This window comes from Bergeyella cardium, from assembly GCF_009914665.1.
GTDB classification, from domain to species: Bacteria; Bacteroidota; Bacteroidia; order Flavobacteriales; family Weeksellaceae; genus Bergeyella_A; species Bergeyella_A cardium.
This window is the reverse complement of record NZ_CP029149.1, coordinates 1,783,290-1,805,749: the sequence shown is the minus strand read 5'-3', so window position 1 is coordinate 1,805,749 and position 22,460 is coordinate 1,783,290. Positions and strand designations below refer to the sequence as shown.

Here is a 22,460-nt window from a genome sequence, read left to right as displayed (position 1 = left end):
AGGGGCGATGCCAGTCCCTCTTAAAAATTTGCTTTGAGCTGCATAGAACCTGTGTGTATGGTGCGGTCGTCGTGCATTCTGCCCTCGTAGCCGATACTAAGAGAGATAATGGAGGTAATGGCTTGATGAAAGTGGAGGCTCCAGACCTTGTTGGTACCGGCTTTTAGCCCATCGAGCATTTGATTTGCCACAACTGAAAAGCTATTGCCTGTAAAGTAATTATTGATAAGCGAAAAACTGCCCCTCAAACTGGTCTTTTGCGTCGTCCATAGCACAGCACCTGTAAAATCAAAGCTGCGGAGATGCTCCTCGCCATCTGTTCTATTCTTGTTGATATAGGCTGCAGAAAGCTCTGCCTCTGTGTTTTGGCTAAGTTGGTAGGTAGCTTTTGGTCGGGTCTCTATGATGCTGATTTTATAATTTCGGGTGGCAAAAATCTGAGAGAAATGGGTGCTTTTTCCCAATTTATTCTCCCAATCGGCTTTTAAATATTCATTAAATCGATAGCCTATATTGAGGAAATGCCCTGCTCTATGACTGTCTTCTATGCTAAAATTGGCATTGATAAGATTCTGATTATCGGTAAATCTGTAGCTACCACTCCAGCCTGATTTCTCATTAGAATTAAAGGTAGCAGAGGCGAGCAAGTTCTGGCTGCGCATTATATCTCCCCTCTCGAAAGGATTAAAAGCCACTGTTTTGTTATTTTTCAGGAAGGAATTATCCACCGAAAAGGAAAAATTAAAATTCCACCGTTTTAAGAAGGGGTTTTCTGAATAAAAAACTTGATGTGGATTAAGAAAAACGGAGAACTGCAATCTGTTTTTATTGCTCGGAAGGTAGCGCACCGAGTCAGTATACACCCTGATGTACTGGGCAAGGTCGGAGTACTCTGCGATTTCAAACTCATCGAGCTGTTGTATGCCATCGCCATTATAATCCGTCCATTTATAGACGCCCTGCCCATCGGTAACCTTTATATATTGGAAGGCGCGCTGTGCCTCCTGCCCATTGCCGAGCTCATAGAGCGTCTGAAAGCGCAAACCACCAGAAAATAATTGCTGATTATAGCTGATATTCCCGAGTATAAAGTCCTGGTGCCTGCTTCCATCTCCACCATTTTGATAGAAAAACTTTCGGTAATGCAATGCAGTGCTGAGCTCCGTTTTTTCGGTTTTAATGAGCTTTGCTTCTGCCTCCAAACCGAGGATGTGATTGAAATTCTGCAAGCGATTGCCCTGTATAGAATCATTATCCCTGAAATAAATTTTTGCAAGGAGCTTCGTACGGGCAGTATCACCGATTTTCTTTTGAAGAAAGACCTCCTTCCAGCTAAAACTGTTTGCCTCATAGCCTCCAATTGCTTCAATTCTCCTAAGATTATGCTCCATACTCCCCCCGATTGACCAGCTCCCTTTATCACCTTTGAGCTGTGATTCTACACTCCCTCTGATGAAATTCGTCTGCTCCTCCGCACCTTTGGTATTGAGGTAGGAGATCTTCCCTTGGGTAAGTATTCGCCCCTTCTCCCATACGAAGTCTATATCATTTTTAATCCCAGTATACGACGCCTTTTCGCTAAGGTAATTGAGCTTATAATTAATAAACGACTGGCCACTCCAGCGATTATCAAAGCTAAAAATCAATCGGTTTTGGGTCTTGTGGTTAAACTCCTGCGGGAGATTAAAGTCTCTGGAAAACTCTACACCATTTATCCTGTCAAGGATGTGAAATCTGCCGTCTATCCTTTGAAATTCTAATGAGGGAGTCCCCGTCCAATCTCCTTTTTTGAAACTTTTCTGTGCAAATATCCTCCCCGCATAGCCTGTATTCTGGTCATTATCCTTAGATGAAAAAAGGTTGATATCATAATTGCTAAGAGAGAGATCGGCACCGATTTTCCCATCGCTATCATCCAAAAGATACTCCCCATTGACAGAAAGTACCTGCCTGCGTTCTGGCGATGGGAGCTTCCTCACCGCTGAATAATCCCCCATCTGCTTGCCAACATACTGAAATACCCTGCCGTTATTCGTGGTTTGCATAAGTTTATAATCCCCCTTATCCTTCCCAAAGTAGTTGAAGGAAACTTCATAGAGTTTCTCATTTTTATCATTAGAAAATTCAAAATAATCACCGTGTGGGCTGCTTATCTTTCGGTAGAGGATTTTATTGACATCGTATTCAGCCTCTCGAGCAGAGGGAGCGTACATCAGTTGGGTGTTATTCCCTGCAAGGGAGAGAATTTTTTCATCTTCTTTACTTAGGTTGAGCGCCAGAGGAGCATTTTTATTATCGGTTTCGAGGAACCATTTGATACCGCCTTTAAATCTTTCCCTCTCGTGCCTGAGCCCTCCAGTTACAAGGAAGCGAGAATAATTCCTGTTGGTATAATTATACGACACGCTGATGAAATTCTGCTTATAAATAGGTCTAAGACTGGTAAAACTGAGCTCTCCAGTATTATAATTGATGATATAGTCGGCATCTTCGCCTCTTTTCATCAGTATACCATCGATAAACACCTGCTCGGAGCCTGAAATTATCGTGATAAAGTTCTCCCCATTCTTCCCTCTAAGCCTGTACGGGCCCTGATTGCCCTCCACCCCTTGAAACCTCATCCTGTGAAACTCCGAGCGGGCAACTCCTATCGACAAGTCGGTAAAAGTCTTGTTCTCCTCCCCAAATTCAGTCTGGAACTCCAAGCCCAAGCTCCTCCTCTGGTACTTTCCGAAATAGGTTTTATCATCTATAAGGTCAATATGCCCTGCTCTTAATATCGTCTTGTCCTTAATATTGAGCTGAATAAAAATCCTGTCAAAATCCTCCAAAGTCTGGGTATAGCCATCTGCCTGTACAGGGAGGCTGTGGTCATAAATACTCGCGAGGATGGAGACATCTTTGGAGAGCTTGCCACCAATCTGCAAGTCCATACTGCTCTGCACTGCCGAACCTTGATTGTTTCCAAAACTCAGCCCTCGGATAATGGAGCCCTTAGAAGTGAGCTCACCCAAAATCCTTTTCCTATCGGCTTTTATCAGAACAGCATCATCTATAATTCTCTTTTGAGGATGTTTTATAAAATCTACCGTATCCCGCTTGAAGAAATCTTTATTCATCTTAGCAGAAATAAGGCTATCTACCTTCAAGCTGTCCTTAATATTCGGATTTTCCCACGAGAAAATCTGGGCGTAAGAAGAGTTTATCCCTAAAAATCCGAATATCATACAAAATAAAAACAGCCTCAAAGCCTCCTTTTTAAAATAACGCCGTAAAATAACGAAATTAGAATGAATTTTTTGCCTCTGGCATAGAAGGACAACCTACTCAAATATGGGTATTTAATTTTTTCACTATCAAAAAATCTTTTTTAGCTACCTTTGTGCCTTTCCTTACGAAACTTATGTCATTTTCTACCTCCTTTCAGTGCTATATTCTCATTTTGTTTTTACTTTTTGGGCATTATGTTTCTGCACAGAGGGGAGCAGACAGCCTCCAAACAATACAAACACTGGAATTATACAAAAGGAATTTCAAAGAGGTGATTCCTGTACAAGTGCTTAGCGGTAAGGAGCTCCAAAGACTTAATTCTCATTCGGTGGCAGATGCTCTGAGGTATTTCTCTGGTGTTCAGATTAAGGATTACGGAGGTATAGGAGGGCTAAAAACCATTAATATTCGGAGTCTTGGGAGCCATCATACGGGTGTTTTTTATGATGGTATCCAGCTTGGAAATGCACAGAACGGAATTGTAGATTTAGGTCGGTTTTCTTTGGATGATGTAGAGGAAATAGCCCTTTATAATGGGCAGAAATCCGATATATTTCAGCCAGCGAAAGATTTTGGTTCGTCGGGGAGTATTTATATTCAGCCTAAAAGGCCTTTATTTTCAAATGGAAGGAAAACCAATCTCATTTTAAGGCTTAAAAATTCGTCTATTTCGCTTTTCAATCCCTCTTTTCGGCTGGAGCAGAGGCTTTCAGCTCATACTTCTGCGAGTATTAGTGGTGAGTTTCTGGAAAGTGATGGCATCTACCGCTTCCGATATACTAAAAAGAAGCTCGATGGGAGTATCGCCTATGATACGCTTGCTAAGAGGTATGATAGTGATATTCAATCCAAAAGATTAGAGACTGCGATATTCACTAAACTCGATAGAGGCAGTTGGGAGGCGAGGGCTTATGCTTATCAGTCCAACCGAGGGCTTCCCGCGCCGATTGTGAATGGCGGTTTTAAGGAAAGAGGGCAAAGGTTGAGGGACGAGAATTATTTTCTGCAAACCACATTGCGTAAAAAGCTGTTCCCCAGCATTGAAACACAGCTTAAAACCAAACTTGCTTACGACTATACCCATTATGCAGACACGGCGACCACCACCAAGCTCCACAAGATTCAAAATACTTATATTCAGAGGGAAGCCTACCTCTCCTCATCCAATATTTACTCCATCAATCCAAGTTGGGACATCAGCTTAAGCGCAGATTTCCAATTCAATAATCTTAGTGCCGACCTGCCACTCTTCTCTTTCCCCACCCGATACACAGAGCTCGTAGCCTTTGCTACAACTTACCAAAAGGGAGGCGTTAAGGTACTGGGCAGCCTCCTTGGCACCTTCGTTCAAGAGGAAGTGAAGCGCAATGCAGCCTCTCCCGACAAATCCGAATGGTCGCCCTCCCTCTTCCTAAGCTATCAATTGAAGAATCAAGGCGTTAGTTTCCGAGCATTTTATAAAAAGAGCTTCAGAATGCCTACATTTAACGACCTCTATTACACCATAATCGGCACCTCAAACCTTCAGCCCGAATACACTCATCAATATAACCTTGGGCTAAGCTTTCAGAAGGAGAATGAAGCTAAAATAGTGAGACAGCTTCAGCTAAAGGCAGATGTGTATTTCAACAAAGTAGAAAATAAAATCATCGCTGCACCTAACGGCAGTATGTTTAGATGGATGATGAAGAACCTTGGATATGTGGAAATTATCGGTACGGATATTCAACTGCAAACTACGCTTCAGATGGGGAATTTTAACCTTCGTCCGCTCTTAAATTATACTTATCAGTCAGCAAAAAATCTCACCGATAAGTCAGATTCATATTACAACCATCAAATTCCATATACCCCCCTACATAGCGGTAGTTTTTCGTTAATTTCAGACTATAAAGGCTGGGGGCTACATTACAGTTTCATTTATGCAGGCAAGCGGTATAATGCACTTCAAAACAACATCCGTTATTATGAAATCCAGCCTTGGTATACTCACGATATTGCATTGCAAAAAGAATTTAAAGTTGGAACTAATAAATTTAAAGTATCTTTGGAGGCGAATAATCTCCTCAATCAGTACTACGAAGTTGTAACAAACTATCCAATGCCTGGTAGAAACTTCAAACTGGTACTCAACTGGAACTTATAGGTTTTAAAACAATGAATAAGAACTCCTTTTTATTATTAGCTACCTCTTGGATTCTCCTCCTTTTTAGCTGCAGAGGAAATGAATACATTCCTCAGATAGAGGAAACCCCTCTTCCACCAGAGGCTTCTGGAAAGATACAGGGTTTTTATCTCTTGAATGAGGGAGCAATGGGAACCAACCAGGCTACACTGGATTATCTGGACTATACAAAGGGAATTTACCACAAAAACATCTACGCTACTGCCAACCCAAGTGTAGTGAAAGAACTCGGAGATGTGGGGAATGACCTTCAAGTCTATGGTTCTAAGCTCTATGCCGTAATTAATGTATCAGGAAAGATAGAAGTACTTGATACAAAAACAGCAAAGCGCATCAAATCCATCCCTTTGCAAAACTGCCGATATATTTGCTTTAGTAGTGGCAAAGCCTACGCCAGCAGTTATAATGGAAAGATCTCTCCAGACCCAAAAGCTCCACTTGGAAAGGTGGTGGAGATAGACACTGCCAGTCTTAGTATCCAGAGAGAAGTAATTGTAGGCTACCAACCTGAAGAACTCGTCGTGGGAGAAAATAGCAAGCTCTTCGTTGTTAATTCAGGTGGCTACCGTTTCCCAAATTATGATAAAACTCTTTCTATTATCGACCTTAAAACCTTTACTGAAGAGAAGAAGATAGATATAGATATTAATCTCCATAGAATTAAAAAAGACAGATTTGGAGATTTGTATATCAGTTCACGGGGAGACTATTATAACCACAAATCCAACCTCTTTGTAGTAGATGCCAGCACAGGTGAAGTCAAAAAATCCTTTGATATTCCTGTGAGCAATATGACAATAGTTAATGACAAACTCTACTATTATGCTAATGACTTTAACTATAATACTCACACAACTAAGAAGTCATTTGGAGTGATAGATGTAGAATCAGAGACCATTCTCAGTACGGATTTAATCCCTACCGAATATCAAAAAAAGATTCAGAACCCATACGGTATCGCTGTAAATCCAATAAGTGGAGATATTTATATCACCGATGCGAGGGACTATACCTCTATTGGTTATATCTATGCCTTTGACAAAAATGGTAACTTCAAATGGGAGCAATCAGCAGGCAATATTCCTGCTCATTTTGCATTTGTTTATAAAGATTAATCAATACTTTTATATTAATTTTCAATGATTTAATCTCTATTATTAACATTTTCAATTTCCTCAAAAATCTATTCTAAATAGACTAATAAGGTATTTTTTATTATTTTTCTACCTTTGTGGGACAATGAAACCGAAACACTTAATCTTTTTATTGGCTCTTGGAGCATGTACTGCGGATGACTTTCTGCAACCCGATATCCCTATTGGAATTTTAGAACCCTCCTATACGGTCAACAGGTTTAAAGTCCTGGAGATAAAGCCCAACATCCCGCTTTCTGCATCTTTCATTTGGAAAGTAGATGGTAAAGAATACTCTAAAGCTCCTGTCTTTGAATTTATTTCCACAGAAATAGCTCCTCATACCCTTAACCTTGAGGTTTCTTATAATGGCAAATCACTTACCTATACTTCAACCATTAATGTAACCGAGGAAGACAAGAAATTTAGCGAGTATATTGCCGATGTATTAGAGTATCGCCCTGCTGTGGGGCAGTTCATCAACAAACTCCCAGCCTACGAAGACCAAAATACCGAACAACATCTCCTCGCTAAGGCAAAAAAAGCTCTTGTGGGTGATACAAAAGACCTTATTAGTCTTGGGGGATATGGTGGTTTTGTTATCTTTTCGTTTGACCACACCATTCCTAACCTTACGGGGAGAGATTTTAAAGTTTTAGGCAATGCCTTTGCGGGCAGTAGTGAACCTGGAATCATAATGGTAGCCTATGACAGAAATAAAAACGGAAAGCCAGATGATAATGAATGGTACGAAATTGCAGGGAGTGAACACTCTTCTTCGGAGACGGTGAAGAATTACCAAATCACCTATTTTAAACCTGAAAATGAACCTTCTGGTGAAGAAAAAAACTATATAAAATGGGAAGATAATCAAGGAAATTCAGGTTTTAAATCAAAAAACAGATTTCATTCTCAGAGCTATTACCCTCTTTGGCTCCATCAGTCCACACTATCATTCTCTGGAACAAAGCTAAAGGATAATTACACCCAAAATGGCGGAGCGAATGCCCATTGGACAGGCAAGGCTTATGATTTTGGCTATGCTGATAACGCTCCCAACGAATCTGAGGCCTCTAATATAGACATATCTTGGGCAGTAGATAAAAATGGAAAACCTGTACATCTCATCGGGATTGATTTTATAAAAGTCTATACCGCTATTAACCAGGAGGCTGGCTGGCTGGGTGAGATATCAACCGAAATCAGAGGTGCTTATGACCTTTGGATAAAAAACTCAACCAAAAATAACAAATAAACTTATTATATACAGATGACTACAAGAATTTTCAAGAACCTTTACATTAGGATCTTTTTACTGACAATCAGTACTGTGGCACTTACATCCTGCCAAATGGACAATGAGCCTATCCAACTCGTAGAGCAGGGCATTACGACCTTAGACCTTTCCAAATTTGACCTCTCCGATGGTACTGCAGTTACAGGTGGAAAAATATGGAAAGACACCTATACCGAAGACAAAGCTTTAGAAATCGGTATTTTCAAGTTCAACCATACCGCTGTTCAAAGCTGGAACTACTGGAGTGGCTTCACAGTTTCTAACAGTAATGATAATACAAATCATCTCAACTCCCAAGGTGGTTGGGTAAAAAACCAATGGGGTACAATGCCCAAAGGAGGGGTAAATGGTGAAGGTACTCCTTTTCTTATCTCCTATGCTGATCATAAGCCTGCACAAGGTGTATTAAAAGCAGGAGAAGTAATAGATTTAAGCAAATTTTCCAGCAGTGTAGAGATTGCCGATAATTCCAAAACCTATACAGCAAAGTCTGTAAGTCTTGCAATAAGCCCTTGGTCATATTACGGTATCTTAAATGGTGATTCCTTTGCAAGAAAATTTGAAAAAGGTGACTATTTTGCAATTCATATCTATGGTTTAGATAAAGATAAAAAACTCACAAACAATGCAGAACCGATTATTCACTATTTTGTAGATTTTAGAAATAAAGTAAATAGTATAGACACCACTTGGAAAAAGGTAGATTTATCTCCTCTCGGACAGGTGAAGTATCTTCTCTTCTTCTTAGAGACTACCGATGTAGGACAATATGGTGCCAATACCGCTCTTTATTTCTCTATGGATAAACTTTCTGTAAAAGAGTAACTCAAACACACAAAAAACAAAAGAGGGAGTAGATACTATTCTATTCCCTCTTTTGTATATGAAATATTAGGTCTTTTATAATAAATTTCGTCTTGTTCAATATAAAATTAGATTGAGAAAAATTACAACAAGTTTCATATTTTCCCTCTTTCCTATGCATAATTTCTATATTTGCCGAGATAAATCCTAAAAATAAAGCGTAAATAAATGAAAATTTTAATAGTAGAAGACGAACAAGGGCTTCGAGAAACGATAACGACATTTTTAGAAAAGGAAAACCTCCGTGTAGAGGGAGCAAAAAACGCAAAAGAAGGACTGTATAAGGTTATAGACTATGAGTATGACTGTATTTTGCTAGACATTACCCTCCCAGACGGCAACGGTCTCGATATCCTCCGCTCATTAAAGGAAAATAAGAAGACAACACCCGTTATTATCCTCTCTGCAAAGGATTCTATCGACGACAAAGTCAGTGGTTTGGAGCTCGGAGCCGATGATTACCTCGCGAAACCCTTCCATCTCGCCGAGCTTTTCGCTCGGATAAAATCGGTTACCCGAAGAAAGCTACAGCACGGGAATTCTTGGATTAGCTATAAGAATATAAGGCTTAACTATGAGGATAGGCAGGTTACGGTGGGTGATGAACCCCTCCAGCTCAATAGAAAAGAGTTTGATATGCTTTACCGATTCATCAGTCGCCCCTCAAAAACCTTTGAGAAGACTTCTTTGGCAGAAATGGTCTGGGGAGATTATATTGACCAGTCCGAAAGTCTGGATTTTATCTATTCTCAAGTAAAAAACCTCCGCAAAAAACTGAAAACACACCGCTCCGAAGCAGACATTATTGCCGTCTATGGCATAGGATATAAATTTGAGTAGATGATTTCCCTAAAAAACTACACCCAGAAGCATCTTTCGCTCTTCATTTTCCTGCTTATCGCCTTGTGGGCGGCACTTTTCTATGCCTTTATCCTCGATGAGGTCTATGATAATGTAGATGACGGCTTGAAGGACAGGAAAATCGCTATCATTCGCGAGGCTTACGACAACCCAGAGATCTTAAAAACAGATGAATACGGCATTGGACAGTTTAAGATAACTCCAGTGCCAGACGAGGAGTTTAGCCAATGGAATAGACTCCGCAATGAGATGTTTTATATGCCTTATGACCAAGAAATGGAGCCTTACCGAGTGCTAACGACCCATTTTTTGGACAAAGAAGGGCGCTCTTACCAACTGGAGATCCGTACTTCTACTGTAGAAGAGGATGATTTGCTCATCAACCTCGCTGTAGCCCTCGCTGTACTCTATGCTGTGCTGGTGATATGCGTTTATTGGGTCAATAGAATCGTTCTGAACCGAGCTTTTAAGCCTTTTAGGGAGATTATTTCCCAGCTTTCCGCCTACCGATTCGGAAGTAAAAATACCTTTGTAGAACCTGAGACCTCCATCTCCGAATTTAAGGACTTATCTAAGGGAATTTTGACAATGCTTAACGATAATCAAGAGGTGTTTATGCAACAAAAGGCATTCATAGAAAATGCTTCCCACGAGCTAAAAACCCCGATCAGTATCATTCAAAATAAAATAGACCTCCTTATAGAACAAGGCAGTAAGGAAGAGGAAATTCAGCAACTCATCCAGATAAAAAGCACGGCTAAACGGATGTCTGACCTCATCTCATCGCTCCTTACCCTCTCCAAGATTGAAAATAACCAGTTTCAAGAAGAGGAAAGCATCAACGCTAATGAAATAATTGATGAAATGGCAGAAAATGCCGAATCCTTAGTCCAATATAAAGAAATTCAGCTCGATATTAAGGAAAAAGGAGTCTTTCAAGTAGAGTTTAATCGTAATCTTTTCCACATTATTTTGACGAATCTCTTCCAAAATGCCGTGAAATACAGCCCTCCAAATGGAGAAATCTGCATTGAAATCTCTCCTAATGAGATTGTTTTCTCAAATACCGCTACAGGAACCGCTTTGGACGGAGATAAAATCTTTAATAGGTTCTATAAACAGTCAAACGACAGCCTCTCTACAGGTCTGGGGCTTGCCATTCTCCAAACGATCATCAATAATGACCCTAGACTTAAAATAGACTACTCTTTTTCTAATAATAAGCACTTTTTTAGGCTTTTAAAAGCTAATATTGAGTATCATTTTCCCTTTTAAAGGATATAAAATCCTTCACTTACCACTTAAAGCCTACTACTTACCGCCTTAAGCCTGCTGCTTATTATAATTTTTATAGACTTAAGTATAAGAGAGATTAGATTTGATGATTTAACTTTGCAACTTAGAAAATCATTAAACCAAATAAGAGATGACAACTAAATACAAAGTCTTAGGAATGAGCTGTGGAAGCTGTATGCAGAAGATTTCTGGCGTGCTGAATGGCATTGAAGGGCTTTCAGCTAAGATTGACCTCGCAAAGTCCAGTGCAGAACTCATTTCTGAGCGAGAAATTGATATTAATTACCTTAATTCTGAGCTTCAGAAGGTGGGCGATTATGCTCTGCAAGCGTTTGAAGATGAACAGCCAGCGGAATATACGCCTCCACAAGAGAGAGTTTCGCCAAGCTCGGTATATTATTGCCCAATGGAGTGCGAAGGAGAGCGCGTCTATTTCCAAAAAGGGCTTAGATGCCCGATCTGTAATATGTACCTCGTGCCAATAGAGGAACAGGAGGCGAATAGAGCGAAAGGCGTGCATCTTCAGCATCATACGATGGGCAAAGAAGGGCATCATCATCAAAATATCAGCACAGAAAGGGAAAATGAGGGCAAATATTACTGCCCGATGTTCTGCGAAGGCGATAAAGTCTATAACGATAATGTAGGATGCCCAGTCTGTGGAATGGATCTCGTAATGATACCCTATAAAGACGGCAGAAAAACCGATACTACCTATCAGAAACTCAAAAAGAAGTTCCTCATCAGCTTAGGATTCACCTTGCCTGTTTTTATCCTCTCAATGGGAGGGATGTGGATAAGCTGGGGACTCCCAAAAGAGGTCATCGGATATGTAGAGCTCCTCTTCTCTCTCCCCGTTATCTTCTACTCAGGCTGGTTTCTCATCAAGAGAGGCTTTAATTCCTTCCAAACTTGGAACCTGAATATGTTCTCACTCATATTTTTGGGAACGGCAGCCGCATTTTTATTTAGCATTGTGGCATTATTCGCCCCTCAGCTCCTCCCCCACGAGCTAATGCACGATGGTGAGCTCTCGCTCTACTTTGAGTCCGTCTGCGTAATCCTTACCCTCGTAATTATGGGGCAAATGCTCGAGGCAAAAGCCCATCAGAAGACAGGGAAAGCCATTGAAGAATTAATGAACCTCTCGCCAGAGACTGCTAACCTCATCAGAGAAGGTAAGGAGGAGAAAATCCCCCTCTCGGAAGTGAAAACAGGAGATATCCTTAGGGTAAAAGTAGGAGAAAAGATTCCCGTAGATGGTAAGATTCTGGAAGGAAGCTCTTCGGTGGATGAATCGATGATTACAGGCGAGCCTATACCCGCTGAAAAAGGTCTAAACGATAAAGTAAGCTCTGGAACGCTCAACGGAAACGGTAGTTTTCTGATGCTTGCCGAAAAAGTAGGAAGCGATACCCTCCTGGCGCAGATCATAAACCTCGTAAATGAAGCCAGCAGAAGCAAAGCTCCCATACAAAAGCTCGCCGACCGAGTTTCAAAAATCTTTGTACCAACTGTAATCGGTATTTCAGTACTTACCTTCGCTTTATGGTACCTCTTCGGGGGAGAAAACAGGCTCATTTATGCCCTTGTAAATGCCGTAGCGGTTCTTATTGTGGCTTGTCCCTGTGCATTAGGGCTCGCTACCCCAATGAGCCTGACCGTAGGCATTGGAAAAGGCGCTAAAAACGGTATCTTAATAAAAAATGCCGAAGCATTAGAACAAATGAATAAAATAAATGTGCTCATCACCGATAAAACAGGAACCCTCACCGAAGGTAAGCCGAGTATAGATGGAATTTTTGCCATCAACTCCTCCCAAGAAGAGCTCCTAAGCATTGCTGGAGCACTTAGCCAAAACTCCGAGCACCCCCTTTCTCAAGCAATACTAAAAGCTACAAGAGAGAAAGGGCTAATGAACTTCAAACTTTCCTCTTTTGAGAATATTTCTGGGAAAGGTGTTTCGGGAATATCGGGAGACCATCGGCTTTTATTGGGTAATGAAGCCTTGTTAAAACATTTTTCTATCCCTGTTTCGGATGAGTTTTCTCAAAAAGCGTCTGAACTCCAGTCTCAAGCAAAAACAGTCTCCTTCGTAGCGAGAGGGAATGAGGTTTTAGGGCTTATCAGCTTCTCGGATAAGATAAAGGAGAGTTCTAAAAAGGCAGTTAAATTCCTTCAAAGCCACAATATAGAGGTTGTAATGCTCACAGGAGACCATCAGCAGACCGCAAGAGCCGTAGCGGAGGAGCTCGGTATTAAAAATTACAAAGCAAGCTGCCTCCCTGCCGATAAGATGAATGAAATTAAAAGGCTACAAGCTGAAGGGAAGGTGGTAGCAATGGCAGGGGACGGCATCAATGATGCACCAGCACTGGCACAGTCGGACATAGGGATTGCGATGGGCACAGGAAGCGGTGCCGCAATAGAATCAGCAGAAATCACCCTCTTGAAAGGAGATATTTGGGGCATAGCAAAAACAAAAATCCTCAGCGAAAAACTCCTGAGGAATATCAAAGAAAACCTGTTCTTTGCTTTTGTGTATAATACGCTGGGGATACCCATTGCAGCGGGTATTTTGTATCCTTTCTTTGGAATATTGCTCAGTCCGATGATTGCTGCTGCAGCGATGAGCTTTAGCTCGGTATCGGTTATACTCAATTCACTAAGGCTTAACAGCACGAAACTCTAAGAAGCCTATACTATACCTCTTCGGAGGTATATTTTTTTGGCAAAAAGTATTTCATTACGCCTTCAAATTGGAAATAAAATCTACCATAGACTTAATGCAGTAAAAGGAATTTTACTTTTTCTTTCGGCTCTTCCTAAAATCCCAAGGTGCTACCGGTGAAGGCTCTACCCAAAGCCCCACTTTATTCTTTCGGGCTTCATTTTCAAGATGGGCATAGCTCTTATCATTGGAATATCTCTTAAAATGCCACGCCAGCCCCAAGCGCACCAGCTCTTTATTCACACATAAATCATCTACATAGACTTCTGCCAATAGTCTTTTGTATCTGTCGGTCTTGCTACGCGCTACCAGCTTCACTTCCTTACCAAAGCACAGGTCAGATACCTTCTGCTTAGCCCTCTTCCCAAATGCTTGCTTCTTTTCTGGGCAATCAATATGCAACAAACGCACACTTACCTCCTTGCCTTTTATCAATACCTTAAAGGTATCTCCATCTTTCACCCCTACCACTTTTCCTGTGGCTACCACTGAGGTTTTGGAAGCCTGAGAACTCCCCAAAACCGCAAAAAGCATCAATAAAACAATGAAAACTCTCTTAAACATTTCTAAAAAATTAAAATAATTGCGGGCAAAGATACCTATCTCCTCAAAATTAGCCGTACTGATGAACTAGCTCCCCATATAAAAACCATAAGAAAACCCTATCTTTGCGCCCTTAAAAAGAAAAGATTTTGAAAGATATTCGTACGCTCAGCCTTGAAGACTTAAAGGAGTATTTTACACAAATTGGTGATAAGCCCTTCCGTGCAAAGCAGGTTTATGACTGGCTGTGGAGCAAGAATCTCCACTCATTTGAGGAGATGACGAATCTCTCAAAAAATCTCAGAGAAAACCTATCAAAAGACTTTGTGATTAATCCCATTGCCGTAGATACCCTACAAAAATCCAGCGATGGAACGATTAAAAACGGCGTAAAGCTACACGATGGGCTCCTTGTAGAATCAGTACTCATCCCTACCGAAACGCGAACTACAGCCTGCGTATCTTCTCAGGTAGGTTGCTCATTAAACTGTGAATTCTGTGCAACAGCAAAACTCAAAAGAATGCGAAATCTGGAAGTTGCCGAAATCATAGACCAAGTAGCATTGATAGACAAACAAAGCAGACTTTACTTTGGGCGACCGCTCTCTAACATTGTCTTTATGGGAATGGGCGAGCCGATGATGAACTACAAAAATGTAGTAGAATCCATACGAAAGATAACCTCACCTGAAGGCTTGGGTATGTCTCCAAGGAGGATTACAGTCTCCACATCGGGGATTCCTAAAATGATGAAAATGCTCGCCGATGAAAACCTAAAAGTAAAACTCGCACTCTCTCTACACTCCGCTATTGAGCACAAGAGAAATGATATTATGCCTTTCTCCTCAAAATTCCCGCTCACCGAGATTATGGATGCGCTTCAATATTGGTATAGACAGACAAGCTCTCCCATTACCTTTGAATATTGCGTTTGGGGAGGGATTAATGATACCGATGAAGACATCAAGGCATTGATTAAATACTGCCGACAAGTACCATCTAAAGTAAATCTTATTCAGTACAACCCCATTGGTGAAGGTAAGTATGACCACCGTAATATAGAAGCTGAGGAGCGGTATGTACACGAACTCGAAAAGGCAGGGATTACCATCGTTGTAAGGCGTAGCCGAGGTGGAGATATAGATGCTGCCTGCGGACAGCTCGCAAACACCCACTCGCGCAAAGAAGCCACTGGCGTGGCAGGCACTTAATACAAGCTAACAGCCAAAAGCTAGAAGCTAAAAACCAGCTACCGCCCGTAGCCTCCTAATCACGCTCACAAAACCATAAACCAATCCCCCACCTGCTAGCCCTGCTCCTGTTTCTATCAAGATTTCGGGGATGCGCCGGTATTCTTCTGTTATATGATGTATTTGTGGGATATAATGTGCAAAAATCCCCCCTGCTACTAATATTAGCGCTACTGTTCCTATGACTGCAAATGCTCGAATAATAATAGGTAAAGCACTTATCAATAAGCGCCCTATCTTCGCCAGCAGTCCTTTATTCTCAGATTTTTTTATAAGGCTAAAACCCAAATCATCCATCCTTACAATAAGGGCAACGAAGCCATAAACTCCAACTGTTGCCAGCACAGAAACCACACAAACCGTTATAATTTGCCTTATCAATGGCTCTCCGAGCACTGTTCCTAAGGCAATAATCACAATCTCCACCGAGAGTATAAAGTCGGTAGATATAGCTTCCTTTACCTTTATTTTTTCTGCGACCATAAGGTCGTTTTCTTCTGCTTTCGGGGCGTTTTTTTCACTTGCTGAGCCCTCTTTTTTATGGAAGAGATAATGGACAATCTTCTCCACTCCCTCAAATGCGAGATAGAGCCCTCCAAATACCAAAATCCACTTGATAGCAACGGGATAGATGATGTTTAACAGCAAGGCAATAGGCACTATAATCGCTTTATTTACAAGGGAGCCTTGGGTTATTTTCCAAAGTACGGGCAGCTCTCTGGAAGAGACAAATCCCGTCGCCTTATTTGCATTTACGGCTAAGTCATCGCCCAATATTCCCGCTGTTTTTTTGGTTGCGACTACCACATCGTCCATCAGGCTCGCTATATCGTCCAATACTGCAAAAATTCCTGTTGCCATCTCTTATTTTTTAAATTTTTCGGGCGCTAAAATAAACCTTATTCCTCAATTTTTCTCTATACAATGAGCTAATGTTTTTTTTCATTGAGAAAAATTCAATAAAACGAACGAAAAAATGCTAATACAGTAGGTAAAAACACCAATGTAACGAGTAAAAATACGAATGCAACACTCAAAAATGCGAATGCAATGGGTAAAAACGCTTCTGCAACTATCTAAATCAACAAATCAACGCTAAGATTAGTGTTACAACTAGTAAAAATGAAAAATACGCTACAAAAAATCAATTATCAACTATAAAAATTACAAAATCATCAATTTGTTTAATATCAATGATTTAAATTCCCACCCCTTTTTAATAAAAAAAGGGTCTCTAACCCAAGCCAACTCTTCCCTCCCCTACCCCTCCATTCTCCTAAAAAGTCTAAACAAAGAGGCTTGCAGCTGTTAAAAAAATATAAAGTTTTTGTACGCACTAATAAATTATTTAGTTTTGATGACGAAATAGAGCAAAAAACGCTCAAAATTCAAGTATCATTAACAAAAAACACAGATTATGGCAAAAATACTTTGGATAGATGACGAAGTAGATCTACTCAAACCCCACATCGTCTTCCTCGAAGGCAAAGGCTACTCCATCACCCCGATTAATAATGTAAATGAAGCCCTCGAGCTCATAGAAAAAGAAAAATTCCAGCTCACCCTCCTCGATGAGAATATGCCAGGAATCTCTGGGCTCGAAGCCATTCCCCTGCTCAAAAGCAAAGACTCTGCAATGAAGATCGTAATGGTTACCAAAAGCGAAGAAGAGCACATTATGGAGCAGGCAATAGGCTCACAAATCGCCGACTATATCCTAAAACCCGTCAACCCCAATCAAATTCTCCTCTCCTTAAAGAAAAATTTGCAGGAAGACAACCTCGTAGAGCAAAAAACCATCCTTGAATACCAGCAAGAATTCCGAAATCTCTCTATGGAACTCGCTTATCTGAAAACCTATCAAGACTGGGCAGATTATTACAAGAAAATAATGAATTGGGAGATCAAGTTTGATAAAGTGATGGATACCGAATTTGCCGAGCTCCTCCAATCTCAGAAAGAAGATGCCAATATTCAGTTCTCAAAGTTCATAGAACGCAACTACGAAGGCTGGCTGCACTCCTCCGATAAACCAATGATGAGCCACACCCTTTTTAAAGACCGCGTAAAACCCGAAATAGAGAAAGGAAAAGTCCTCCTCCTGATGATCGACAACCTGCGCTACGACCAATGGAAAGTCATAGAGCCCCTCTTTGCCAAATATTATAATAAGGTACAGGAGGACTACTACTACAGCATCCTGCCCACCGCTACACAATACGCGAGAAACGCCTTCTTTGCCGGGCTCCTCCCATCGGAGATAGAAAAACGCTTCCCTGATAAATGGTTTAATGACAATGAAGATGGAGGAAAAAACGAATACGAAAAAGATTTCCTCAACGATCAGATGAAAAGGCTCGGGCTGAGCGGAAAGACCTCAAAATACATCAAAATCCTCAATGCCGACTTTGAAAGAAAAATCTACGAGGACTTTAATCAATACAAAAACTACGAACTCCTCACCATCGTCTATAATTTCATCGATATCCTCTCCCACGCGAAGACCGATAATCATATTGTAGACCAGCTCATCCGAGATGATAAAACCTTCAGATCCCTTACCCTCAACTGGTTTGAAAACTCCTCCCTCATCAAAATAATTCGCCTCGCCGCCGAAGTGGGCTTTAGATTAGTCATTACCACCGATCACGGGACTATCTATGTTAAAAAGCCAAGCCAAGTCATCGGCGACCGAGAGACTTCTACCAACATCCGATACAAAACGGGGCGTAGCCTCACCTATGATGAGAAAGAAGTCTGGGCAATCACCCAACCCGAGAAGTTTTTCCTCCCAAAAGGCAACCTAAGCTCTAAATACATCTTCGCGAAGAATAATACCTTCCTCGCCTATCCGAAGAACTACAACCATTTCGTGAATTACTATCGCGATACTTATCAGCACGGAGGCATTTCATTGGAAGAGTGCATCATCCCCGTCAGTATAATGGAGCCAAAATAATTTTTTATATTTGTAGCTCATAATAAATATATTTTTAATGATAGGCTGGAAATTTGTCCAGTCTATTGCTTTTTAATACGCAAAACAAGCATCAGATGAAGATAATTTCCTATAATGTAAACGGTATAAGGGCTGCTTTCTCCAAAAATTTAGATGAGTGGCTGAAAATAACCAATCCAGACCTCGTCAGTTTTCAGGAATTAAAGGCTATGCAGGAACAGATTGATATTAAAACTTTTGAGAGTCTCGGCTATCAGAGTTTTTGGTTTCCTGCGGAACGAAAAGGCTATAGTGGCGTGGGCATAGCCTCAAAAGCCAAGCCCAAAGCCGTAGTCTACGGAATGGGAATCGATAAATACGACTCCGAAGGACGAGTAATCCGCACCGATTTCGCAGATTTCTCCACCATTTCCGTTTATGTGCCCAGCGCTTCCAATATTGAGAGGCTGGATTTCAAAATGGAGTTCTGCTACGACTTTATGAACCACATCAAAGAGCTTAGAAAGGAAATCCCCCGCCTAATTATCAGTGGAGACTTCAATATTTGCCACGAAGCGATAGATATTCACGACCCTATCCGTCTAAAGAATGTCTCAGGCTTTCTTCCGATAGAACGAGAGTGGATGAGCCTCTTTATGAGCGAGTGTAAGCTGCTCGATAGCTTCAGAATCTTCAATGACCAGCCGGAGAACTACACTTGGTGGAGCTACAGGCAAAATGCCCGCGCGAGGAACAAAGGCTGGCGCCTCGATTACCACTTCGTAGCCGATATACTCGAGGAGCGGCTCCAAAATTCCCTCATCTTAAAGGATGCCGTGCACTCCGATCATTGTCCTATCCTCTTAGAAATCTAATATTGCGAAAACCTTCTCTTTCTAAATATAAGAGAAGGTCTTTTTTAGTAAAATTATCTCCCTTTTTTCTTATCCGAAGGCGTTCCGAACGGGTCCGAAGGCGTTCTAAACGGGTTAAAACTTGTTTTTTAACAGAAAATTCTCATAAAAAACGATATTTCTTTACCGATTTATTAATTTCAATGGGTTAAGTTCGCCATAGAATTTGAAAAAATAGAGGAAATTCAGCGTTATTATATCATCTATTAAGTATTAAAAAAAGAAGTATTGCCATTTATTCTTAATATCATACAAAAAAAATGGCTTCTAGCCCAAAACTTAAGACTAAAAACCCGTTAATGATAATAAGTTTATAGATGAATTAATGAGACCAGGAGCGGTTATCGGTATTGGCATCTCTTTTTACACCATTGCTCAGGTTGTAGGCGAAACCTACGCCGAGGGTTTGTTTTAGCTGCGTCTTCTTAATCTGGTTGTGGTCGTAGAGAAGGTCAAGCGTGATGACGGAAGAGATGTATTTATTGATTTTCATATTAAGCACCCCACCATAGGAGAGAACCAATCGGTCGGGATGGTCTAGGTAGTTGGAAAATACGGATGCGGTATTGGCAAGGGTGATATTCTCCATCAATTTTAGCTTATACTGGGCGGTAGCGAGGAAACCGAGCTGGAAGAGAGAAGAATCTCCATCGTTTTTCAAGCCATACAGCCCCTCTTTTTGGAGCTCTTTATCCAATACGAAAGTCCACCGTGCGTTGGCAGGTCTTAGGGTAAGGGTAAAGTCGGCAGCGGGCTTGTAAGTAAAACCAGCCCCTACGCTAAGGTAGCCTGGCGCCATAAAATTAGAGGTCTTCACATCGTCTGCTGGCGGAGTGCCGTAGGTATAGCCCGGTGCGAACTGGGTAATAAGCCCTGCACCAGCGGATGCATACCAGCTTTTGGAGACTTTACGGCCATAATTGGTGGATAGATTAAGAACATCTTGGGTCTTTCGGGTTCCTATGCCCTTAGTATCGTTTTGACCGTAGCCAAGAACGATGATATTCTCCCAAAGGTCTTTATCCTTCTGGTAAGTAAGGTTATAATTAATGCCAGCTATCCAGCCGACATTGTTGGTACCGCCACCTACCCAGTTAGAGAACGCCGCTTGGTTGAGCATTAAGGAGTGTTGCCCCTCGATAGACCAGTTTTTAGTAGCAAGGGAATCGGTTTTAGCCTCTACAATCTGCTCCTCCTGTGCAAAAAACAGGGAGGAAGACATTGCTAAGAGGGCAAATGCAATTTTTTTCATTATTTGATTCTTAAAAATTAGGAGGCAAATGTAGGAAAATATTTTTCACGACCTGAGCAATGCGCTCCTTGTCCTCATTGGTGAGATTAGAGCCAGAAGGAAGGCAAAGTCCGTTATTAAATAGGTTTTCGGATATGCTTCCACCGTAATACGGACTGGTTTTAAACACTGGCTGAAGGTGCATAGGCTTCCACAATGGGCGAGATTCTATATTCTCTTCCAAGAAAGCAAGCCTGAGGTCTTCCCTCATCCTTCCTGTTTTCTCTGGATTGATAACGATTGCCGAAAGCCAATGGTTGGAATAATAATCTGCACTCGGCTCGGTAAAAACATCTACTCCATCAATGTCTTTAAATAAATCTTGATAGAAAGTGTGCATCTCCCTACGGGCTTTTATCCTCTCGGGAAGGACTTCCATCTGCCCCCTGCCGATACCTGCCGAGATGTTGCTCATTCTGTAATTATAACCAATCTCCGAATGCTGATAGTGGGGCGCATTATCCCGAGCCTGAGTGGAAAGGAAGACGGTTTTATCCTTCTCCTGCTGAGTGTGGCAAACCAATGCCCCCCCGCCAGAAGTGGTGATAATCTTATTTCCATTAAAAGAAAGCACACCAAACCTCCCGAAAGTACCGCAAGCCTTGCCCTTATAAGTGGAGCCCAAAGCCTCTGCAGCATCTTCTACAAGTGGGATATCGTACTTCTGCGCGATGGACAAAACTTCATCTACCTTGAAAGGCATACCGTAAAGCGATACCGCAACAATCGCTTTTGGCATCTTGCCCTTAGCAATGCGGTCGGTAATAGCTTCTTCTAAGGCTTTTGGGCAGATATTCCAAGTCTCTGGCTCGGAATCTACAAACACAGGAGTTGCCCCTAAATAGGCAATAGGATTTGCCGATGCAGAAAAAGTCATTGACTGGCAGATGACCTCATCACCCGCCTGCACACCACACTGAATAAGCGCCAAGTGAAGCGCCGCCGTACCCGCCGAAAGTGCAGAGACCTTTACCCCACTCCCAAGGAAGCGCTCCAAGTCTGCCTCGAAGCCATCTACATTTGCCCCGAGCGGTGCTACCCAGTTGTTTTCAAATGCCTCGTGAATATATTTGAGCTCATTGCCGCCCATATGCGGAGATGAAAGCCAGATTTTTGTGTTGCTCATTGTTTAATTAATTTTTATTACTGTACACTATATCCTCCATCCACTGGTAGCTCTACACCAGTAATCCATTTGGAATTATCTGATAATAGAAATGAAATAGCTTCTGCTACATCATTAGGTTCTCCTAAACCAAGAGGGTGCATAGATTCTATTTTAGAAACATTATCTTCACTGATGCTCTCCAATATTTTTATAGACATATCTGTCTTTACCATACCAGGAGAAACACAATTTACACGAATATTTTTAGGGGCTAATTCTAATGCTAAAGCTCTCATTATACCTACTATTGCATGCTTAGACATACAATAGGCGGTTTTAGCAGTTTGCCCTAAATGCCCCATTACAGAACTTATAAAAACCAAGCTACCTCCTACTGGGTCAAAATTGCCTTTCTTCAATAAAAACTTAGTAATTAGGACAGCAGGATAGGCATTTACATCCATTACTTTTTCAAGAGTTGCTTTTTTCAGCAATTTAGATGGGATTGTAGCTTCTATACCTGCAGAATACACAAAACCATTATAAGGAACCCCATCTGCTACGCTATCTGATAGTGCCTTATTTAGTACTTCTTCATTTGTAACATCAGCAGGGAAAATTTGATATTTTCCTACTTCAAGTTGAGAAGCAAGAGCATTTAATTTCTCTGTATCACGAGATATTAAAACCAAATCTGCCCCCTGCTTAGCAAGATTAAGAGCAGTCTCTCTTCCCAAACCAGAAGAAGCACCTACTATAAGGATTTTTTTACCTTTCAT

The 22,460-nt window shown here is 41.3% G+C and carries 16 protein-coding genes; 10 read left to right on the top strand and 6 right to left on the bottom strand.

Going from position 1 to position 22,460, the window contains the following annotated elements; translation table 11 throughout:
• Positions 1-20: 20 nt before the first annotated feature.
• Positions 21-3,227 (bottom strand): DUF8818 domain-containing protein, encoded by a 3,207-nt coding sequence (locus DBX24_RS08265; RefSeq protein ID WP_160224555.1) that lies wholly within the window; start codon positions 3,225-3,227, stop codon positions 21-23.
• A 215-nt stretch (positions 3,228-3,442) separates the two neighbouring features.
• Here DBX24_RS08265 and DBX24_RS08260 point away from each other — a divergent pair, with 215 nt between their 5' ends.
• From DBX24_RS08260 to DBX24_RS08230, 7 genes are all read left to right on the top strand, one after another.
• Positions 3,443-5,416 carry a TonB-dependent receptor plug domain-containing protein gene (locus DBX24_RS08260; RefSeq protein ID WP_260392815.1) on the top strand — a complete coding sequence of 658 codons (1,974 nt, stop codon included), beginning with the start codon at positions 3,443-3,445 and terminating at the stop codon, positions 5,414-5,416.
• Positions 5,417-5,427: 11 nt separating this feature from the next.
• Positions 5,428-6,570, top strand: coding sequence for a YncE family protein (locus DBX24_RS08255; RefSeq protein ID WP_160224553.1), 1,143 nt, complete (start codon positions 5,428-5,430; stop codon positions 6,568-6,570).
• Positions 6,571-6,694: 124 nt separating this feature from the next.
• Positions 6,695-7,843 carry a cell surface protein gene (locus tag DBX24_RS08250; RefSeq protein ID WP_185150748.1) on the top strand — a complete coding sequence of 383 codons (1,149 nt, stop codon included), beginning with the start codon at positions 6,695-6,697 and terminating at the stop codon, positions 7,841-7,843.
• A gap of 75 nt (positions 7,844-7,918) precedes the next feature.
• Positions 7,919-8,710: a DUF4465 domain-containing protein gene (locus tag DBX24_RS08245; protein ID WP_260392813.1), complete on the top strand. Its 792-nt coding sequence runs from the start codon at positions 7,919-7,921 to the stop codon at positions 8,708-8,710.
• 207 nt (positions 8,711-8,917) lie between these two features.
• Positions 8,918-9,589 carry a response regulator transcription factor gene (locus DBX24_RS08240; protein ID WP_120489102.1) on the top strand — a complete coding sequence of 224 codons (672 nt, stop codon included), beginning with the start codon at positions 8,918-8,920 and terminating at the stop codon, positions 9,587-9,589.
• A complete protein-coding gene (locus DBX24_RS08235) occupies positions 9,590-10,885 on the top strand; it encodes a sensor histidine kinase (RefSeq protein WP_160224551.1) in 1,296 nt (431 codons plus the stop codon).
• A gap of 151 nt (positions 10,886-11,036) precedes the next feature.
• Positions 11,037-13,598, top strand: coding sequence for a heavy metal translocating P-type ATPase (locus DBX24_RS08230; protein WP_160224550.1), 2,562 nt, complete (start codon positions 11,037-11,039; stop codon positions 13,596-13,598).
• 111 nt (positions 13,599-13,709) lie between these two features.
• Here DBX24_RS08230 and DBX24_RS08225 read toward each other — a convergent pair whose 3' ends face one another.
• Entirely contained in the window at positions 13,710-14,201 is a 492-nt protein-coding gene (locus DBX24_RS08225) for a thermonuclease family protein (protein ID WP_160224549.1), read from the bottom strand.
• 128 nt (positions 14,202-14,329) lie between these two features.
• On the opposite strand from DBX24_RS08225, the gene rlmN reads away from it, so the two are divergent.
• On the top strand, positions 14,330-15,391 hold the full coding sequence (gene rlmN / locus DBX24_RS08220) for a dual-specificity RNA methyltransferase RlmN (protein ID WP_160224548.1): 1,062 nt from the start codon (positions 14,330-14,332) through the stop codon (positions 15,389-15,391).
• Between the two features lie 27 nt (positions 15,392-15,418).
• Here rlmN and DBX24_RS08215 read toward each other — a convergent pair whose 3' ends face one another.
• Positions 15,419-16,291, bottom strand: a complete 873-nt coding sequence (locus DBX24_RS08215) for a DUF808 family protein (protein WP_160224547.1) — start codon at positions 16,289-16,291, stop codon at positions 15,419-15,421.
• Positions 16,292-16,844: 553 nt separating this feature from the next.
• Between DBX24_RS08215 and porX the strand changes: the two genes are divergently transcribed.
• Positions 16,845-18,389: a T9SS response regulator signal transducer PorX gene (gene porX / locus DBX24_RS08210; RefSeq protein WP_120489108.1), complete on the top strand. Its 1,545-nt coding sequence runs from the start codon at positions 16,845-16,847 to the stop codon at positions 18,387-18,389.
• A 95-nt stretch (positions 18,390-18,484) separates the two neighbouring features.
• On the top strand, positions 18,485-19,243 hold the full coding sequence (locus DBX24_RS08205; protein ID WP_160224546.1) for an exodeoxyribonuclease III: 759 nt from the start codon (positions 18,485-18,487) through the stop codon (positions 19,241-19,243).
• 361 nt (positions 19,244-19,604) lie between these two features.
• On the opposite strand, the gene DBX24_RS08200 is transcribed toward DBX24_RS08205, so the two are convergent.
• The 3 genes from DBX24_RS08200 to DBX24_RS08190 are packed head-to-tail and all read right to left on the bottom strand — an operon-like array spanning position 19,605 to position 22,460.
• Complete coding sequence (locus DBX24_RS08200) at positions 19,605-20,534, bottom strand: DUF3078 domain-containing protein (protein WP_374210806.1); 930 nt, start codon at positions 20,532-20,534, stop codon at positions 19,605-19,607.
• Positions 20,535-20,544: 10 nt separating this feature from the next.
• The gene (locus tag DBX24_RS08195; RefSeq protein WP_160224545.1) at positions 20,545-21,699 is read right to left on the bottom strand and encodes a DegT/DnrJ/EryC1/StrS family aminotransferase; all 1,155 of its coding nucleotides are present in this window, start codon (positions 21,697-21,699) and stop codon (positions 20,545-20,547) included.
• A gap of 17 nt (positions 21,700-21,716) precedes the next feature.
• On the bottom strand, positions 21,717-22,460 hold the full coding sequence (locus DBX24_RS08190) for an SDR family NAD(P)-dependent oxidoreductase (RefSeq protein ID WP_120489111.1): 744 nt from the start codon (positions 22,458-22,460) through the stop codon (positions 21,717-21,719).

What these genes read in the sequence shown, in the direction of transcription:
- DBX24_RS08265 (WP_160224555.1), bottom strand. Translation starts at nt 3,227, where the DNA reads ATGATATTCGGATTTTTAGGGATAAACTCTTCTTACGCCCAGATTTTC.
- DBX24_RS08255 (WP_160224553.1), top strand. Translation starts at nt 5,428, where the DNA reads ATGAATAAGAACTCCTTTTTATTATTAGCTACCTCTTGGATTCTCCTC.
- DBX24_RS08250 (WP_185150748.1), top strand. Translation starts at nt 6,695, where the DNA reads ATGAAACCGAAACACTTAATCTTTTTATTGGCTCTTGGAGCATGTACT.
- DBX24_RS08240 (WP_120489102.1), top strand. Translation starts at nt 8,918, where the DNA reads ATGAAAATTTTAATAGTAGAAGACGAACAAGGGCTTCGAGAAACGATA.
- DBX24_RS08235 (WP_160224551.1), top strand. Translation starts at nt 9,590, where the DNA reads ATGATTTCCCTAAAAAACTACACCCAGAAGCATCTTTCGCTCTTCATT.
- DBX24_RS08230 (WP_160224550.1), top strand. Translation starts at nt 11,037, where the DNA reads ATGACAACTAAATACAAAGTCTTAGGAATGAGCTGTGGAAGCTGTATG.
- DBX24_RS08225 (WP_160224549.1), bottom strand. Translation starts at nt 14,201, where the DNA reads ATGTTTAAGAGAGTTTTCATTGTTTTATTGATGCTTTTTGCGGTTTTG.
- DBX24_RS08215 (WP_160224547.1), bottom strand. Translation starts at nt 16,291, where the DNA reads ATGGCAACAGGAATTTTTGCAGTATTGGACGATATAGCGAGCCTGATG.
- DBX24_RS08205 (WP_160224546.1), top strand. Translation starts at nt 18,485, where the DNA reads ATGAAGATAATTTCCTATAATGTAAACGGTATAAGGGCTGCTTTCTCC.
- DBX24_RS08200 (WP_374210806.1), bottom strand. Translation starts at nt 20,534, where the DNA reads ATGAAAAAAATTGCATTTGCCCTCTTAGCAATGTCTTCCTCCCTGTTT.
- DBX24_RS08195 (WP_160224545.1), bottom strand. Translation starts at nt 21,699, where the DNA reads ATGAGCAACACAAAAATCTGGCTTTCATCTCCGCATATGGGCGGCAAT.
- DBX24_RS08190 (WP_120489111.1), bottom strand. Translation starts at nt 22,460, where the DNA reads ATGAAAGGTAAAAAAATCCTTATAGTAGGTGCTTCTTCTGGTTTGGGA.